General features: G+C 60.6%; 12 protein-coding genes and 9 pseudogenes. 11 read left to right on the top strand and 10 right to left on the bottom strand.

The features are described 5' to 3' along the window. Positions 1-5: 5 nt before the first annotated feature. Positions 6-254 (top strand): hypothetical protein, encoded by a 249-nt coding sequence (locus tag HAP41_RS48430; protein WP_224581097.1) that lies wholly within the window; start codon positions 6-8, stop codon positions 252-254. A 55-nt stretch (positions 255-309) separates the two neighbouring features. On the opposite strand, the pseudogene HAP41_RS48425 reads toward HAP41_RS48430, so the two are convergent. The 5 genes and pseudogenes from HAP41_RS48425 to HAP41_RS48405 form a co-directional block, all read right to left on the bottom strand. After that, a pseudogene (locus HAP41_RS48425) lies at positions 310-429 on the bottom strand (ATP-binding protein); the annotation flags it as partial. 12 nt (positions 430-441) lie between these two features. Continuing rightward, positions 442-1,388, bottom strand: a protein-coding gene (locus HAP41_RS48420; RefSeq protein WP_166063836.1) for an IS630 family transposase whose coding sequence is annotated in 2 segments (ribosomal slippage) — positions 442-1,049 and positions 1,049-1,388 — 948 coding nt in all. Because the reading frame shifts where the segments join, the coding sequence is not laid out codon by codon here. Further along, on the bottom strand, positions 1,346-2,125 hold the full coding sequence (istB, locus tag HAP41_RS48415; protein WP_479686370.1) for an IS21-like element helper ATPase IstB: 780 nt from the start codon (positions 2,123-2,125) through the stop codon (positions 1,346-1,348). Before istB ends, HAP41_RS48420 begins: the two co-directional genes overlap by 43 nt. Before the next feature lie 16 nt (positions 2,126-2,141). Then, positions 2,142-3,368 (bottom strand): annotated as a pseudogene (gene istA, locus HAP41_RS48410) (IS21 family transposase); the annotation flags it as partial. After that, positions 3,289-3,894: pseudogene (locus tag HAP41_RS48405) on the bottom strand (toll/interleukin-1 receptor domain-containing protein); the annotation flags it as partial. The pseudogenes HAP41_RS48405 and istA, both read right to left, overlap by 80 nt. Before the next feature lie 128 nt (positions 3,895-4,022). Here HAP41_RS48405 and HAP41_RS48400 point away from each other — a divergent pair. Beyond that, a pseudogene (locus HAP41_RS48400) lies at positions 4,023-4,451 on the top strand (transposase); the annotation flags it as partial. A gap of 169 nt (positions 4,452-4,620) precedes the next feature. On the opposite strand, the gene HAP41_RS48395 reads toward HAP41_RS48400, so the two are convergent. Beyond that, positions 4,621-5,964 (bottom strand): IS1380 family transposase, encoded by a 1,344-nt coding sequence (locus HAP41_RS48395; RefSeq protein WP_166053720.1) that lies wholly within the window; start codon positions 5,962-5,964, stop codon positions 4,621-4,623. A 499-nt stretch (positions 5,965-6,463) separates the two neighbouring features. On the opposite strand from HAP41_RS48395, the gene HAP41_RS48390 reads away from it, so the two are divergent. Both HAP41_RS48390 and HAP41_RS48385 read left to right on the top strand, forming a co-directional pair. Beyond that, positions 6,464-7,873, top strand: a complete 1,410-nt coding sequence (locus HAP41_RS48390) for a DUF2130 domain-containing protein (RefSeq protein WP_166107346.1) — start codon at positions 6,464-6,466, stop codon at positions 7,871-7,873. A gap of 33 nt (positions 7,874-7,906) precedes the next feature. Further along, positions 7,907-8,248, top strand: a complete 342-nt coding sequence (locus tag HAP41_RS48385; RefSeq protein ID WP_166107348.1) for a hypothetical protein — start codon at positions 7,907-7,909, stop codon at positions 8,246-8,248. Positions 8,249-8,361: 113 nt separating this feature from the next. Here HAP41_RS48385 and HAP41_RS48380 read toward each other — a convergent pair. Next, a protein-coding gene (locus HAP41_RS48380) for an IS630 family transposase (RefSeq protein ID WP_166055883.1) occupies positions 8,362-9,308 on the bottom strand; the annotation gives its coding sequence in 2 pieces (ribosomal slippage) (positions 8,362-8,969 and positions 8,969-9,308; 948 coding nt in all). 496 nt (positions 9,309-9,804) lie between these two features. Here HAP41_RS48380 and HAP41_RS48375 point away from each other — a divergent pair. Both HAP41_RS48375 and HAP41_RS48370 read left to right on the top strand, forming a co-directional pair. Further along, positions 9,805-10,086 carry a WGR domain-containing protein gene (locus tag HAP41_RS48375; RefSeq protein WP_166107352.1) on the top strand — a complete coding sequence of 94 codons (282 nt, stop codon included), beginning with the start codon at positions 9,805-9,807 and terminating at the stop codon, positions 10,084-10,086. 135 nt (positions 10,087-10,221) lie between these two features. After that, a pseudogene (locus HAP41_RS48370) lies at positions 10,222-10,946 on the top strand (transposase family protein); the annotation flags it as partial. A 430-nt stretch (positions 10,947-11,376) separates the two neighbouring features. Here HAP41_RS48370 and HAP41_RS48365 read toward each other — a convergent pair. Then, positions 11,377-11,721, bottom strand: coding sequence for a hypothetical protein (locus HAP41_RS48365; protein ID WP_166107354.1), 345 nt, complete (start codon positions 11,719-11,721; stop codon positions 11,377-11,379). Positions 11,722-12,037: 316 nt separating this feature from the next. Between HAP41_RS48365 and HAP41_RS48360 the strand changes: the two genes are divergently transcribed. Together HAP41_RS48360 and HAP41_RS48355 are read left to right on the top strand one after the other, a co-directional pair. Next, complete coding sequence (locus HAP41_RS48360; protein WP_166053720.1) at positions 12,038-13,381, top strand: IS1380 family transposase; 1,344 nt, start codon at positions 12,038-12,040, stop codon at positions 13,379-13,381. 665 nt (positions 13,382-14,046) lie between these two features. Then, positions 14,047-14,290 (top strand): annotated as a pseudogene (locus tag HAP41_RS48355) (IS21 family transposase); the annotation flags it as partial. A 134-nt stretch (positions 14,291-14,424) separates the two neighbouring features. On the opposite strand, the pseudogene HAP41_RS50920 reads toward HAP41_RS48355, so the two are convergent. Then, positions 14,425-14,535: pseudogene (locus tag HAP41_RS50920) on the bottom strand (recombinase family protein); the annotation flags it as partial. 585 nt (positions 14,536-15,120) lie between these two features. Here HAP41_RS50920 and HAP41_RS48345 point away from each other — a divergent pair. Next, positions 15,121-15,300 (top strand): annotated as a pseudogene (locus HAP41_RS48345) (IS3 family transposase); the annotation flags it as partial. Between the two features lie 83 nt (positions 15,301-15,383). On the opposite strand, the pseudogene HAP41_RS50915 reads toward HAP41_RS48345, so the two are convergent. Beyond that, positions 15,384-15,530: pseudogene (locus HAP41_RS50915) on the bottom strand (ABC transporter ATP-binding protein); the annotation flags it as partial. Between the two features lie 83 nt (positions 15,531-15,613). On the opposite strand from HAP41_RS50915, the gene tnpA reads away from it, so the two are divergent. Further along, a complete protein-coding gene (tnpA, locus tag HAP41_RS48340; protein WP_166073826.1) occupies positions 15,614-16,072 on the top strand; it encodes an IS66-like element accessory protein TnpA in 459 nt (152 codons plus the stop codon). Beyond that, positions 16,065-16,418 (top strand): IS66 family insertion sequence element accessory protein TnpB, encoded by a 354-nt coding sequence (tnpB, locus tag HAP41_RS48335; RefSeq protein WP_166073804.1) that lies wholly within the window; start codon positions 16,065-16,067, stop codon positions 16,416-16,418. Before tnpA ends, tnpB begins: the two co-directional genes overlap by 8 nt. Positions 16,419-16,456: the final 38 nt, after the last annotated feature.

Here is a 16,456-nt window from a genome sequence, read left to right as displayed (position 1 = left end):
CAACGGTGCGGCCGAAAGCAAGACGCACAACCCGCCTCGGCGAGAGCCAACTGGCGATCGGCTTTGCGGTCGGCGGAGAGCCCGGCTCACGCCTGGCGCGCAAACTGGCCATGCCGGTCAGCGGCGACACCTTGCTCCGAATGATTCACTCGGCCCCGTTGCCGGATTTCGTTGCTCCGACCGTCGTCGGAATCGACGATTGGGCTTGGCTGCATATTTCAGTGATCGTGAGCAGCGATTTCGCGCGATCATGAGCGCCGAATTCAGACGATCGTGAGCAGCCTCGCTCCGGCCGAGGCGGTGATAGGGTCAGCGTTCTGGCTGCTCGTCAAGGGTGATGGTTTTGGCGTTGCGTTTTCGCATGCTTTCGCCAGCAAGCTGGAGGCGGTGAGCGTTGTGGACGAGGCGATCCAGAATCGCGTCGCCTAGAGCGTTTTCCGATCACGTTGCGTCGTAACCAGCCGCGACGAGATAATTTTGACATTCCTCGGGTGAGAAGCGTTTGAGAGCGTTGGCGATTGCTTGCCAGAGATCGGGCATGGTGCGGGCTGCGGCGGTCCGCAACAGCGCTTTCAGTTTGGAGAAGGCCATTTCAATCGGGTTGAAGTCTGGACTGTAGGGCGGAAGATAGAGCAGGCTAGCTCCGACCGCCTGGATGGCCTCTCGAACGCCATGGACCTTGTGAGCGGGCAAGTTGTCCATGATAACGGTATCGCCCGGCCGCAGCGATGGGGCGAGCAATTGCTCGACGTAGGCCAGGAAAGCGTCGCCATCCATTGGACCGTCCAGAACAAGCGGCGCGATCAGACCGTCGGAGCGCAATCCAGCGGTGAACGTCGTCGTCTTCCAATGTCCGTGTGGGATAGCTGCACGACATCGCTCGCCGCGTGGCGAGCGCCCGTAACGCCGCGCCATTTTGGTGTTGGCGCTGGTTTCGTCGATGAAGACGAGACGCTCAGGGTCAAGGTCGATTTGCCCTTCGAACCACTCCTCACGTGCGGCATTTATATCGCCGCGCCGTTGCTCGGCGGCGTGCGCTGTCTTTTTTTAAGTGTGATCTTTCTGCGCTGGAAAAAACGCCAGAGCGACGCGATGCCAGTCGATATTCCACGACGTTTCAACAGTTCTCGCAACTCGGCAAGCGTGATATCCGGCCTCGCTGTCACCGCCTCCAGAATCAATTGCGAATGCGCTTCGATGCGCTGCGATTTGCGGTCACCGCCCTGGCGTTTAGGAACGATGTCGCCAACTTTCTTGAGGCGACCGCGCCAGCGGATTGCACTGGCCGCGCTGACACCAAAGCGCTCAGCAGCCTGTCGACAGGACATGCCACCGTCAATCGCGGCTACCACCCTTTGGCGAAGATCAACCGAAAGCGCCCTGGCCATACATGCTGGCCTCCCTCGCCAGCATGCAGCTTGAATCTGACTCGCGCCGTTTTGGGAATCCCCACCCGATTCTTTCCGGTCGGAAAATGCTCTAGCGTGGGATCTCCGATAACTTCGTGCCATGTGTCCACAGGGAGTTGGCTGGTTACGATGGTGGAGGAGCGGCCATGGCGATCGTCAAGGATTTCCAGTAGATCGCGCCGCTCGGCAGCGGTGAGCACCGACAATCCCCAATCATCCAAAATCAGAACCTGGGCGCGGCCAAGGGTTTTGAGCAAGCGGGCATAACGTCCATCGCCCCGCGCGAGCCCCAACGCTTCGAACAATCTTGGGACGCGGTGATAGAGGACCGAGCGATTATCTCGGCAGGCCTTGTGGCCGAGGGCACAGGCTAACCAACTTTTGCCCAATCCGGTCGCCCCGGTTATGAGCAAATTCTCGTGGCGATCGATCCAGTCGCCGCTGGCGAGCTTGGCGAAGACGGCCCGGTCGATACCCCGCGGCGTGCGCAAATCGACGTCCTCCACGCAGGCATTCTGGCGGAGCGAGGCCAGCTTGAGGCGCGTGGTGAGCCGCCTGGTGTCGCGTTCCGCCGCTTCCCGGTCGACCAGCAGGCCGATGCGATCTTCGAACGGCAAGGCTTCGAGATCAGGCGATCGTCGCTGCTCCTCGAAGGCCTTGGCCATGCCGCTCAAGCCGAGCTCGATCAGGCGTTCGTGGGTGGGATGGTTGAGCATACAGGTCTCCTTGGCTTCAGTGAAAATAATCGCGGCCGCGGATGTTGCCGTGGCGCAGGGGTTGGTGTTCGGAGGGCTCGTCGAGAAAGGTACGATCCAGACCGTTCTGGAGGATGGAGCGGATCGAGGCGACGGATCGCGCCTTGATCAGAATGCCGCGCCGGCAGGCCGCTTCGACGCGCTCCGCGCTGTAGCTTTTGACCAGTGACAGAATGCCGAGGCAGGTGCGAAAGCCTTGCTCGGGATGCGGCCGGGCCGCGATCACGGCCTGGAAGAAGGCGGCGGTCGACGGACCGATCCGCTCGCCGGCGACGATCACTCCGGCGGGCGTCCATTGACCGTAGCGCCGATGGGCGCTGGGCATATGGTCGGCGATGGTGGTGTGGCCCCGCCGGTTGGGCGCGCGGGCGTGGCTGGCGATCCTGCGGCCGTTGTGGAAGATCTCGACCGTTCTGTCATCGATGCGTGCGTCGACAAGCTCACGGATGAGCCGATACGGCGCGGAATACCAGTGTCCATCGATCTCGATATGATAGTCGGGGCCGATCCGGCATCGCTTCCAGCGTGCGAAAGCGTAAGCCTGGTCCGGCAGCTTTGTAAGCTTGGGCTTGTCGAGCTCGGCGAACAGTTCGGCGCGACTGGCGCCAAAGTCGCGCATCTGCCTTGCATTGAGTTCGACGACGAGTGTTTTGATGGCTGCGTTCAGCTCCGCCAACGAAAAGAAGCGTTGGTTGCGCAGCCGCGCCAGAATCCATCGCTGGGCGACTTGCACCGCAACTTCGACCTTTGCCTTATCTTTTGGGCGCCGCGGCCGGGCTGCGAGAATGGCCGTGCCGTAATGGCTCGCCATCTCGGCATAGGTTCGGTTGAGGCCGGGATCGTGGCGGTCGGGATTGGTGACGGCGGCCTTGAGATTGTCGCAGACTACGAATGTCGGCACGCCGCCGAGGAAGGCGAAAAGATTGATGTGGACCCGGATCCAGTCGGCGAGCCCCTCGCTTGGACAGGCCTCGGCATAGGTATAGTTGGAGGCGCCCATCGCCGCGACGAACAGCTTCATCGACTGCACTTCCCCGTTTGAGGGATCGATGACGTCGATGGTGTCGCCGGCGAAATCCACGAAAACCTTCTCGCCGCCCAGATGCGTCTGCCGCATCGAAGGCCGGGCTCGCCCCTTCCAGGCCTCGTACGTCGTGCAGAACCAAGTATAGCCGAAGCCATCGGGATGGGTGGCGCGATACTCGTACCGAAAGTTCTTTGTCGGCGATGCCTTCTTTTGGGAGACGCTGCAGCAACGCAGGAGTCACCAGTACGATCCCAATGCGGGAATTCGCCAAGCCCTTGTCGATCGCGCGGAGCAACGGCACGCCAAGGCCAACGTCCTTTTCGCTGAACCATACCTTGACACCGCGTGCCTCAAGCAGATCGTGCAATTGTTTGGCTGCCCCCTGCCGGTCGTCCCACGCATGGCAAAGAAACATATCCCGAAGGACAAAGGACGCTTGCTTCTCGACGGCCTCGCGTACTGGTGTGAGCTCCCGCACCTCGGTCGGCGTATACAGCACGGTCGAATCCGGTCGCGACCATCGCGCCCTTACGCGGCCCCCCGACGCGCTGCCGCTGCTCCCTGACGAGGAGTAGGACGGTGAGGAGTACGAACTGTAACTATGGCCGCTGTAGCGGGGACCCCAACTGCCACGGCATGCAGGGCAGCTCGCTGCGGCACTGGCTGAGCGATGGCCTTCTACTGGTGCAGTGCATCTAGCCATACTTAGCCCGTCTTATTCGTCAGAGGGCGCCTGAGAGGCTGGCGAGCGTGGTGTAAAGCGCTGATGAAGCGTAGGATTCGGTTGCGAAGCCAACCCCATCACCTTCCACCGCGAACGCCACGCCCGCCATGACCGATGATACGAGTCTACCCTTCTCGTTTCCAGCCGTTCACGCCAAGAAAGTCACAGCTGCCTTCGATGGCGGTCGGCTGACCTCGAACGGGGGCGTGATGCTTCTTGCGATGGCCGAGCGACGTCTCGGTTTGGCCAACAATTTGGCCCGGGTGTTCCCGGATCGGCGCGATCCGACGCGGGTCGTGCACAGCCTTGTCGATATGTTTCGCGCTCGCATGTTCGCGATCTGCTGCGGCTACGAGGACGCCGATGACCTCGATCATCTGCGGTCCGATCCCGCATTCAAGCTGGCCTGTGGACGGCTACCAGACAGCGGTCGCGATCTGTGTTCCCAACCGACGCTGTCGCGGCTGGAGAATGCTCCCCGCCTGCGCGACGTGATCCGCCTGACCTACACCCTGGTCGATGCATGGATGGATAGCTAACCCGCCCTATTCGTGAGAGCGCGGTATTTTGGTCCGACTGGTGCATCCGCACACCTCCGCTGACGAGGCGCACAGGATTGCCTTCGGCTTTTCACCGCCTGACGACCGGTACTTTGCAACGCGCTTGAGGGATGGGTTGGGTGAACGCGGGCGGACGCCCCACCGGTCAAGGACCGAGCGGCAGCAGCGCGCCGGGCAAGCTGCGGATCAGGTCGGCTTCGGGACATGCCGCGGCGAACGCAAGGCGAATGCGGCTCTTGGTCTCGACAACCCGGGCGGCGATTTTCAAGAGCCGAAGACGCAGCGTCGCGAACTCGGCAGTGGCCAATTCCCGGACTTTGGGAATGGCGTCGCGCACGGTCAGCATCAGCCAATAAGCGGCGGTATGGAGAACGAGGCGGACTTGATTGGCGAGCGCCGAACGGCAACTGGTGCGATCGGAGGCGAGCTGCGTCTTATGCAGCTTGATCAGATTCTCGGCTTGGCCGCGCGCGCAATACAGGCTGTCGTAGATCCACTCGGCCGAGCCGACATCGAGGCTGGTGACGACGAAGCGGATGTCGAGGCCGAGCATCGTCGCCTCAATACGGGCGACGGTGCGTCGTTCGCGATCCCAGGACTTTGCCTTGTGGCGCGTCTCGGTATAGCCGCGCAGAACCGGCAGGTTCTCGATGGCGCGTCGCGTGCGGATGTCGTCGGCGACCGCGTCGACTTTTCTGGCGAGCGGCTTGGTGCCGGACAGACCGAAGATGTAGTCGATGCCGTTGGTCTCGCACCACGCCATTGCCTCCGGCCGGGCATAGTGCCCGTCGCCACGGAACGTAATTCGCGTGTTGTGCCACCGCGTCCGGATATGCCGTACCAGGCGGCGCAGATGGGCACGCACCTCGACGCCGCCCGGCGTCTTGCCGGGCCGCAGCACGACCGCCACGGGCCGGCTCTTCTCCGTGTCGTAGACGTGGATCGGCAGGAAGCAGCGTTCGTCATAATGAGCGTTGAACAGCGAGAGCTGCTGATGGCCGTGGACGACATCGCAGGTATCATCGATGTCGAGCGTGACGGATGCCGGCTCGCGCGGGTAGCTATCCATCCATGCGTCGACCAAAGTGTAGGTCAGTCGGATCACGTCGCGCAGGCGCGGAGCATTCTCCAGACGCGACAGCGTCGGTTGGGAACACAGATCGCGACCCGTGTCCGGCAGCCGTCCGCAGGCCAGCTTGAATGCCGGATCGGACCGCAGATGATCGAGGTCGTCGGCGTCCTCGTAGCCGCAGCAGATCGCGAACATGCGCGCGCGGAACATATCGACAAGGCTGTGCACGACCCGCGTCGGATCGCGCCGATCCGGGAACACCCGGGCCAAATTGTCGGCCAAGCCGAGACGCCGCTCGGCCATCGCCAGAAGCATCACGCCCCCGTTCGAGGTCAGCCGACCGCCATCGAAGGCAGCTGTGACTTTCTTGGCGTGAACGGCTGGAAACGAGAAGGGCAGAATCGTATCATCGGTCATGGCGGGCCTGGTGTTCGCGGCTGAAGGTGATGGGGTTGGCTTTGCAACCGAATCCTACGCCGCATCAGCGCTTTACACCACGCTCGCCAGCCTCTCAGGCGCCCTCTGACGAATAAGACGGGCTAAATATCGTCGGGCTTCAAGTCTTCCATTCGATATTCGCCCGCTTCAATACGTTTGTCTCGCGCTACACCGGCCTTGATCCCGTCGTTCAGCACAAACAGAAAGGCCAGAGCCCAATTGAGCCTGGTCGGAGGATCTTACGCGCGCAAGTCGATAACCGGGCCCGCTTGTCCGCTTCGATCGCCTCCCCAGCGACGCGAGCCGTTGCTTCGGGCCCCGAAAGGCGGGGATTGTCAAAGCAAACTGCGCAAAACCGCGGCTTGCGGCTTGACCCTCCAATTTTTCTCGTTCTAATTTTGTTCTCATGCTGGCCCGATTCTACCGGCCCATTCCATTTTGAAATGTCAACAGCAGCCGCCCGATCCGGACAGGAACCATGCACGAGATCATCTGTCCCCACTGTGACAAGGCCTTCAAGGTCGATGAGACCGGCTACGCCGAGATCCTGAAGCAGGTCCGTGACGCCGATTTCGACAGACAGCTGCACGAGCGTCTGGAATTGGCCGAGCGTGACAAGCTGAGCGCTGTTGAATTGGCCAAGGCCCAGGTGAGCAACGATCTCCAGAAGGCTGCGGCCGCTAAGGACGCCGAGATCAACGAGTTGAAGTCCAAGCTTGAGGGCGGTGAGGTCGCCCAGAAGCTCGCCGTTAATGAAGCGCTCAGCGCCATCGAAAAGGAGCGCGACAGACTTGCGAACGAGCTGGTCCAGTCTGAGCGGGAAAAGGAAGCGGCCTCGGAGCTTGCTGAAGCGCTTCTGGCCAGCGAGCAGCATAAAATCTCTGCTGCCAAGGACAAGGAAATCCAAGAGCTGAGGGCCCAGCTTCAGGCCGTCGAGCTTGAGAAGAAGCTTGCGGTGACCGAAGCGGTCGGCGCCGTCGAGAAAGAGCGCGATGAGCTGAAGAACGGCATCAAGCAGGTGCAGCTTGAAAGGCAGCTGTCTGAGCAGTCGCTCAAGGACAAGTACGAAACGCAAATCAAGGATCGTGATGACGCGATCGAGCGCCTCAAGGATATGAAGGCCCGCCTGTCAACCAAGATGGTGGGGGAGAGCCTCGAACAGCACTGCGAGACCGAGTTCAATCGGGTGCGGTCGATGGCTTTTCCGCGGGCTTATTTCGAGAAAGACAATGACGCACGGACGGGCAGCAAGGGCGACTACATCTTCCGAGACTCGGATGAGGCCGGTACTGAGATCATCTCGATCATGTTCGAGATGAAGAACGAAAGCGACAAAACCGCGACGAAAAGCAAGAACGAGGACTTTCTCAAGGAGCTTGACCGGGACCGGATTGAAAAGGGCTGCGAGTACGCGATCCTGGTCTCATTGCTTGAACCGGAAAACGAACTTTACAACTCGGGCATCGTTGACGTGTTCCACCGTTACCCGAAAATGTATGTGATCCGGCCGCAGTTCTTCCTGCCGATGATTACGCTTCTGCGGAATGCGGCGATCAATTCACTGAAGTACAAGGCCGAGCTGGCGCTCGTGAAAGCCCAGAATATCGACATCACTCAATTTGAGAGCCAGCTTGAGACGTTCAAGACCGCATTCTCGAAGAACTACGATCTTGCTTCCAGACATTTCCAGACCGCCATCAATGAGATCGATAAGTCCATCGATCATCTGCAGAAGACGAAGGATGCGTTGATCGGCGCAGATCGCAACCTGCGCCTCGCAAATGACAAGGCGCAGGACGTGACGATCAAGAAGCTGACTCGGGGCAATCCGACGATGGCGGCGAAGTTCGCAGAGCTTAAAAGCTCCCCCGCTGAAGCCGCAGAGTGAGGCAGCCAAGAGCAGGCAGAAACAAGCGGCGGCGTGAAATCGTGCAGCCGTATTCGCGGTTTCACGATTCAAGGCGGGAAGGGCGGCGCTCAACCAAAGATATGGCCGAGCCAGGCGCCAATTGCCGCAACGGCGGCCGTGGCCATCGGAATGACTTCGGTCCCACTCTCTGGGACGTCCGCCATCCGAAAGATCCCGAAGGCGGCCATCGCGCAGCCGCGACCGCTCTTCGGCATCAAGCAACGCTGGTTAGTGGATGCCTACGCCAACGTCGATGGCGGCTACGAGACCGACCTTCTTGCCCAGGATGATGAAGAAGCAGAATGGCGGGGGCTTTCGTTTTGGTCGGAGGTCGAGTTGAAGGAGATTCAGTGACGCCGCCGATCACCGATTCCTACAAGCTCTTCGGTTACGGGATGTACGCCAGGTTCGCTCTACCGGACCATCGGCCGGGAGCCGGATGTCCGGGATGCTAGAGCGTTTTCCGATCACGTTGCGTCGTAACCAGCCGCGACGAGATAATTTTGACATTCCTCGGGTGAGAAGCGTTTGAGAGCGTTGGCGATTGCTTGCCAGAGATCGGGCATGGTGCGGGCTGCGGCGGCCCGCAACAGCGCTTTCAGTTTGGAGAAGGCCATTTCAATCGGGTTGAAGTCTGGACTGTAGGGCGGAAGATAGAGCAGGCTAGCTCCGACCGCCTGGATGGCCTCTCGAACGCCATGGACCTTGTGAGCGGGCAAGTTGTCCATGATAACGGTATCGCCCGGCCGCAGCGATGGGGCGAGCAATTGCTCGACGTAGGCCAGGAAAGCGTCGCCATCCATTGGACCGTCCAGAACAAGCGGCGCGATCAGACCGTCGGAGCGCAATCCAGCGGTGAACGTCGTCGTCTTCCAATGTCCGTGTGGGATAGCTGCACGACATCGCTCGCCGCGTGGCGAGCGCCCGTAACGCCGCGCCATTTTGGTGTTGGCGCTGGTTTCGTCGATGAAGACGAGACGCTCAGGGTCAAGGTCGATTTGCCCTTCGAACCACTCCTCACGTGCGGCATTTATATCGCCGCGCCGTTGCTCGGCGGCGTGCGCTGTCTTTTTTTAAGTGTGATCTTTCTGCGCTGGAAAAAACGCCAGAGCGACGCGATGCCAGTCGATATTCCATGACGTTTCAACAGTTCTCGCAACTCGGCAAGCGTGATATCCGGCCTCGCTGTCACCGCCTCCAGAATCAATTGCGAATGCGCTTCGATGCGCTGCGATTTGCGGTCACCGCCCTGGCGTTTAGGAACGATGTCGCCAACTTTCTTGAGGCGAGCGCGCCAGCGGATCGCACTGGCCGCGCTGACACCAAAGCGCTCAGCAGCCTGTCGACAGGACATGCCACCGTCAATCGCGGCTACCACCCTTTGGCGAAGATCAACCGAAAGCGCCCTGGCCATACATGCTGGCCTCCCTCGCCAGCATGCAGCTTGAATCTGACTCGCGCCGTTTTGGGAATCCCCACCCGATTCTTTCCGGTCGGAAAATGCTCTAGAAGCCACATCAAGGTCAACGAGGCGATCGAAGGCAGCGCCGTTCGCAGCTTCAGAATCCGTGCGGGCCGGCAATTCTCACACAGCCGCCCCCGACCAGTAGTTGCACCAAATTCTGATGGGCCCGGACGGTTGGCGCATTGCGGCGATGGAGGATGAGGCTGCAAGCAGCGGCGAAATTGACTTCAATGCTGGATGGCATCACCGACAAAGGGCAGGGGCTCGAAATGATGGAGGCACATTCGACTTTGGCCAAAGATCCTGCCTCGGGTGGGAGCCGCAGAACTCCATCGCGAGTCGAGCCCCGACTGTCTTCTTGCCAGCATAAAATTTCTGAATCCTTGGTCCTGATCGATTCGTTTATTTAATTGGACGCTCGATTCGGGAATTGCGATTCTGGCGCATGTCCGAACTCACCGTGCAATACCTCGTGCTCGAGCGTCGCGATCCGGCCCGCAACATGGCGCGGTTCTACGTGCTCACGATCGAGCCGACGCTGTTCGGCGATACGGCATTGGTGCGTGAATGGGGTCGTCTCGGTGGGCGCGGACGACGGCGGCTCGATCTGTTCGATGGTCACGTGCAGGCCGTCGAGGCTCTCGAGTCCTGGCTGAGACGAAAAACCCGTCGCGGTTACGTCCAGCGGCATTCGTCATGTTTGGAGCGAACGTGCGACCCCGCGTGATGGCCGGGATGGACGAAGCGCCGAAGAAAGTATACTAAAGTAATCTGAGGTTGTTTTTGACCGCATTCCAAGAATTGCATAAGTATTCCATAATCTATGTTATGCGAGCAATAGACCACCGTTAGAAGAGCTGCGACGCGCGCCTATTTGCAGCGCTACGGCAAGCCGATCGCATTCTACTCGGATAAGCACGCGACGTTCCGGGTAAACAAGGGTCGGGGCGCCCGGGGGTGACGGCATGACCCAGTTTGGCCGGGCGTTGCACGAGCTCAACATCGATATCATCTGTGCCAACGCTCCGCAGTCGAAGGGGCGCGTCGAACGAGCCAATGGAACGCTGCAAGATCGTCTGTTGAAGGAGATGCGGCTGGCCGGAATCTCAACCATCGAGGCCGGCAACGCATTTTTGCCCGCGTTCATGGAAGGCTACAATCGGCGGTTGGCGAAGCCTCCCTTCAGTGACAAGGACGTGCGTCGACCGCTGACTGAGCACGACGTCGTCGATGATGCCTTTGCCTGGAAGGAAGAGCGCACGGTATCGCAGAGTCTGACGCTGCAATACGACAAGATGCTGTTCATCCTCGAGCCGAACGAGATTACGAGCACCCTCGCCCGCCAGCGCGTCACCGTGTTCGACCATCCGGACGGGCGGCTTGTGATCAAGCACAGGGGCCGTGCGCCGCCCTACCGGACGTTCGACAAGGCGCGACAAGTCGACCAGGCGGAGATCGTCGAGAACAAGCGGTTAGGGTCGGTTCTGGCGTACACTTGCCGAGCAGCAGAAGCTGCTCGACTTCAGCCGCAGCCAGAAGGCTCCGCGGCGACGTGGCCAAGGTCCGAGCTTGTTCAAGGCGGGCTAAAACCCGCAACTCGACCAGTCGCCGTCGCTGGCATTGGGGCTCTCATCCGGGCGCCCGGCCGCTGCGCAACCCCGGCCAGCTTCGCGTCCGTGCGCCCTCCTCGCCGGGCCTTGCGGTGACATTTCTAACGAGCGCAATCAGCGACTTGTCTATCGAGTTCCAACATGATTTTGCTGCACTATCAATTTCTTAAGAACGTTGCGCATTCTCCGCGAGACACTTCGGCGGCGCGCCGGGCCGAGCATCGTGGTTGCCTCAGGAATGCGAGCAGATCGGAGGCGCCGCATTGTCCAACGGTCGAGCAGCGAAATTGACGTACTGACGCGATAGACCCCGCTACATTGCGGGCTCAACTTTCAGATGCCCGCTCGCGACGCGAGCCATCCAGATCTTCTCCGTCAGTTCACGACAGTGCTCACGCAGCCGTCATCTAAATTCGATTTGCTGTCGCCGGAACATTTGGAATGTATCCGAGCTGCCCCTCGAGAGCCGCCAGGGCCTGGCGAGCTCCCTCTAACCGTGCGGTCGCCTCATCCAAGACCTGCCGCGCCTCATTCAATCGAACGACCGCTTTCGCACCGGCATCAAACAGCTTGCTCCGTATTGATGGAGATCGATCCTCGAGAACTGCGCGCTCGAGCTCGGGCAGCATGTTCATGAGCGCTCGATGTGCGAGCGCTTGCACGGTTTCAGACTTCTCGGCAGCGGTAAGAGCCTCTCGGTAAAATAGTACCGCCTTGATGGCTTTCTCTTCAAGATGGAGATCGTCGCTCAATCACTCATTCTCGCTACTTGCATCGTGAAATAACCAGCCGTTTCTTCTGTTCTACGGGCGCTGGCGGCCTGTGAGCTCGCGATAACAGGCATCCAGCTCACCGAGCTCAATCGCTCGCGCCGCCGCGCTAGTAAGGCTAAGTGGATCTCCATTTGAGAATCGAAGCATTTTTACTCCTCGATGAACGGCTCTAGCCCGTCTTATTCGTCAGAGGGCGCCTGAGAGGCTGGCGAGCGTGGTGTAAAGCGCTGATGCGGCGTAGGATTCGGTTGCAAAGCCAACCCCATCACCTTCAGCCGCGAACACCACGCCCGCCATGACCGACGATACGATTCTGCCCTTCTCGTTTCCAGCCGTTCACGCCAAGAAAGTCACAGCTGCCTTCGATGGCGGTCGGCTGACCTCGAACGGGGGCGTGATGCTTCTGGCGATGGCCGAGCGGCGTCTCGGCTTGGCCGACAATTTGGCCCGGGTGTTCCCGGATCGGCGCGATCCGACGCGGGTCGTGCACAGCCTGGTCGATATGTTCCGCGCGCGCATGTTCGCGATCTGCTGCGGCTACGAGGACGCCGACGACCTCGATCATCTGCGGTCCGATCCCGCATTCAAGCTGGCCTGCGGACGGCTGCCGGACACGGGTCGCGATCTGTGTTCCCAACCGACGCTGTCGCGTCTGGAGAATGCTCCGCGCCTGCGCGACGTGATCCGACTGACCTACACTTTGGTCGACGCATGGATGGATAGCTACCCGCGCGAGCCGGCATCCGTCACGCTCGACATCGATGATACCTGCGATGTCGTCCACGGCCATCAGCAGCTCTCGCTGTTCAACGCTCATTATGACGAACGCTGCTTCCTGCCGATCCACGTCTACGACACGGAGAAGAGCCGGCCCGTGGCGGTCGTGCTGCGGCCCGGCAAGACGCCGGGCGGCGTCGAGGTGCGTGCCCATCTGCGCCGCCTGGTACGGCATATCCGGACGCGGTGGCACAACACGCGAATTACGTTCCGTGGCGACGGGCACTATGCCCGGCCGGAGGCAATGGCGTGGTGCGAGACCAACGGCATCGACTACATCTTCGGTCTGTCCGGCACCAAGCCGCTCGCCAGAAAAGTCGACGCGGTCGCCGACGACATCCGCACGCGACGCGCCATCGAGAACCTGCCGGTTCTGCGCGGCTATACCGAGACGCGCCACAAGGCAAAGTCCTGGGATCGCGAACGACGCACCGTCGCCCGTATTGAGGCGACGATGCTCGGCCTCGACATCCGCTTCGTCGTCACCAGCCTCGATGTCGGCTCGGCCGAGTGGATCTACGACAGCCTGTATTGCGCGCGCGGCCAAGCCGAGAATCTGATCAAGCTGCATAAGACGCAGCTCGCCTCCGATCGCACCAGTTGCCGTTCGGCGCTCGCCAATCAAGTCCGCCTCGTTCTCCATACCGCCGCTTATTGGCTGATGCTGACCGTGCGCGACGCCATTCCCAAAGTCCGGGAATTGGCCACTGCCGAGTTCGCGACGCTGCGTCTTCGGCTCTTGAAAATCGCCGCCCGGGTTGTCGAGACCAAGAGCCGCATTCGCCTTGCGTTCGCCGCGGCATGTCCCGAAGCCGACCTGATCCGCAGCTTGCCCGGCGCGCTGCTGCCGCTCGGTCCTTGACCGGTGGGGCGTCCGCCCGCGTTCACCCAACCCATCCCTCAAGCGCGTTGCAAAGTACCGGTCGTCAGGCGGTGAAAAGCCGAAGGCAATCCTGTGCGCCTCGTCAGCGGAGGTGTGCGGATGCACCAGTCGGACCAAAATACCGCGCTCTCACGAATAGGGCGGGCTAGGGCCGTTCGCAAACACCTATGATCGTACAACCTGACGCTACGTGCGCTTCAAGCCGTTTGTGCTCATGCTCAGCCGACGGGCGTGGCCACAACCAGTTCGCGGGGCCTTCTCGTAGCGTGCCGAGACCGAACGTTGGTCGTGTCCTCAGTGATGGTGTAGGTCGGTAGAGCAAAGCCGCCCGCACGCGCGCCTCAAATAGCGCCGTAGCGGGCGGGCGGCTTTGCGGTGGTCACCGGCAGTTCTCCGGTAGGATCGGGTTGCGACACGCCAACGCAACCGAGGAACCACCGATGACCGACGATATGATGAACCTGCGGACGCTCGTGGAGAAGACCCCTGATGCCGATCTGTTGCGCGAGATGATCGGCTTTGCCGCCCAGCGGTGTGTTTCGGCATGGAATAAGGACCCCGTTTTCGGGGTGATCGGCATCCAATCGGGACCCCGGGATAAGGGCCACAGTGGCTTCCATCGAGTCATGGAAGCCGAGGTTGGGATGCTGGTGGTGGAGACGATTGGTAAGATCCGTCGCGCCTACTTTGTTGATGGTCGTCCGATCAAGGCTCTGCCGAGAACTTGGCGTATCTCGGAAGGTGGTTCGCAAGGTCATTCGTTCTCAAGCGACGGAGTTCCGGTACGAGCGCGAGACGCAGCCGCTCCCGAAGATGGGTGCCTGGAGTGCCGAGCTTGATCGGTTGCTGGCAGGGAATGAGAGCAAGGCGCATTTGGTGCGGGCGACTGGGTGACCATTGCATTAGCTGGGTTGTACGGGTGGATTGGAAATTCGAGCGACGTTTGAGATCACGCTCGCAGGTCTTCGCGGAACGCACTTGAAGTCATTCCCGCAAACAGAGGACGATTTGCCACAACGCCGCCGAAGGTTAGAGGGAACGCGATTGTGCAACACCTGATGTGCTGAGGATTGGCGCACGTAAAGAATCGCCTTACGCTCCAGATGATGAGGCCTGACCTTGTCAGAGATCATGATCGCCCCCTTCGCGGGCGGCGTCGCTGTCATCGCAGCATGGTCGAGCATCAACTGCGTCATCAGGCTTGTGAGGGCCGCCCGCGCTTCCCCCGGCAGCTCCGACCATGCCGGCGCGCCGAGGGCGCCGTTCGACAGGCCGCCCCCGAACAGATCCATCTGCTGCTGCAACCGCGGTTGTCGATTGTGTCGGTATCCGCTCCCTGGCATTGCCGTCTCGCGTGACATGAGTCGCTCCCCGATTCTGGTCGTGAGAGCCTCTGGATGCGCCAGAAAGCGGGGCAGCTGATGGCGTTCGATCCTTCAACGCCAGATCGAGAAGCGCAGCGAGCGCCGCAAGTGCATCGATGCTAACAAACGGCTGAGCTGTCAGAAGCTCGGCGTCAGGGCAGGCCGTCCGGTCGAACATCCATGCTGGAACTTCCAGCCAACGGTCTGCTTGCGATCCGTCCAGGGTGCAGCGAAAAACGACATCGTCAACCTTGTCGACCGCCCCATGAACGCAAACTCGGCGACCAAACCAGGGATTATGCCGATAACGAACCTCGCGAAGAACGGTCCTGTGGGCGTTCTTGAGCCTTGTTGTATAACTACACACGACCGCACTCACAGCTCGGATGGAAGACACCCTCCGAGTTCGCCTTCACCTGCCACCCGCGCCGGGATCTGGCGCTGCGCTATGCCGATGGCTCCGCGCCAGCTCCCGTCGCTACCACCGCCCAACTGGGCAAATCCAATGGCTTGAGCGAACTCAGAACTGGATAAAATCTGGGGGCAAGGTCACATCTCGTCCAGCAATGCGCCTGCAGCGCAGACAATCAACGCGCCGGGCTGATCATCCCCTTCGCCTATGTCAAGGACAAGCCGCAGTCGGTCAGCTCGACCACGACGTCGGTTGTAGAAATGACCCCTTTGCGATGAGTGATTGCCAGCACGGTCACATCTTCCGCTAGGCTGCGAATATGGTCCAAAATGTCCCGCTCGGTTCGTTCGTCAGTAAGCGCGAATTTCTCCGCACCTTTTGCTTTTGAGAGTCCTGATGCATGAGGTGTCCACCAAAATAGGTGGACACCTTGTGATGAGCGACGATGATCAGAAACTGCGGGTCAGGCTTGTCGGCCGGAACGGTCGCCGGCGCTACGAGGCGGCATCGAAAGAGCGTCTTGTCGCGGCCTGCCTTGAGCCTGGGGTTTCGGTATCGAGGCTTGCACTCGAACATGGGGTCAACGCGAACCTCCTTCGGAAGTGGATCAAGAAGCACAGCGCGACCAGGTCGCTGCCGCCGTCCTCACGCCCGGCGTTCATCCCGGTTCAGCTTGAGGGGAAGTCCGAGCGGGACCTGTCGCGAAAAGACAGCGTGGCGACGGTTGATTTGCCGGCTTACGATGAAGTGCGTGGTTCGGAACCCAAAGGGACTCCAGCTTTTTGTTCTCCGGCCAAAGTGAGCGTGTCGCTGCCGAATGGCGTGAAGCTCGCGCTGGAATGCGGCGATGTGGATGCATTGACGGCGATCATCGGAGCGCTGGGCGATGTTTAGACTGGGCGATGACCTGCAGGTCTATCTGCACCGTGAGCCGATCGACTTCCGGGCTGGCATCAACAGCCTTGCGGTCCTGGTCCAGGAGACGATGGCGCTCGATCCATTCACTCCGGCGGTTTTTGCGTTCTGCAATCGCCGTTGCGACCGGATGAAGCTTCTGTTCTTCGATCGGTCCGGCTTTGTACTGGTCCTGAAGCGGCTGACCGAAGACAGGTTCCGATGGCCGCGCCGCCAGGAGGCGATCGTCACGCTGACGACGGAGCAATTGCACTGGATCCTTGACGGCATCGATATCGATGCGATGGTCCGCCATCCGGTGCGGCAATATCAGGTTGCCGGCTGAGCTCTCGAGTTGAGCGGTTGACGCGTCGGTACGGTTCA

The sequence above is a fragment of the Bradyrhizobium barranii subsp. apii genome, from assembly GCF_011516635.5.
Classification (GTDB): Bacteria; Pseudomonadota; Alphaproteobacteria; order Rhizobiales; family Xanthobacteraceae; genus Bradyrhizobium; species Bradyrhizobium barranii.
This window is presented reverse-complemented; position numbering and strand designations above follow the sequence as displayed.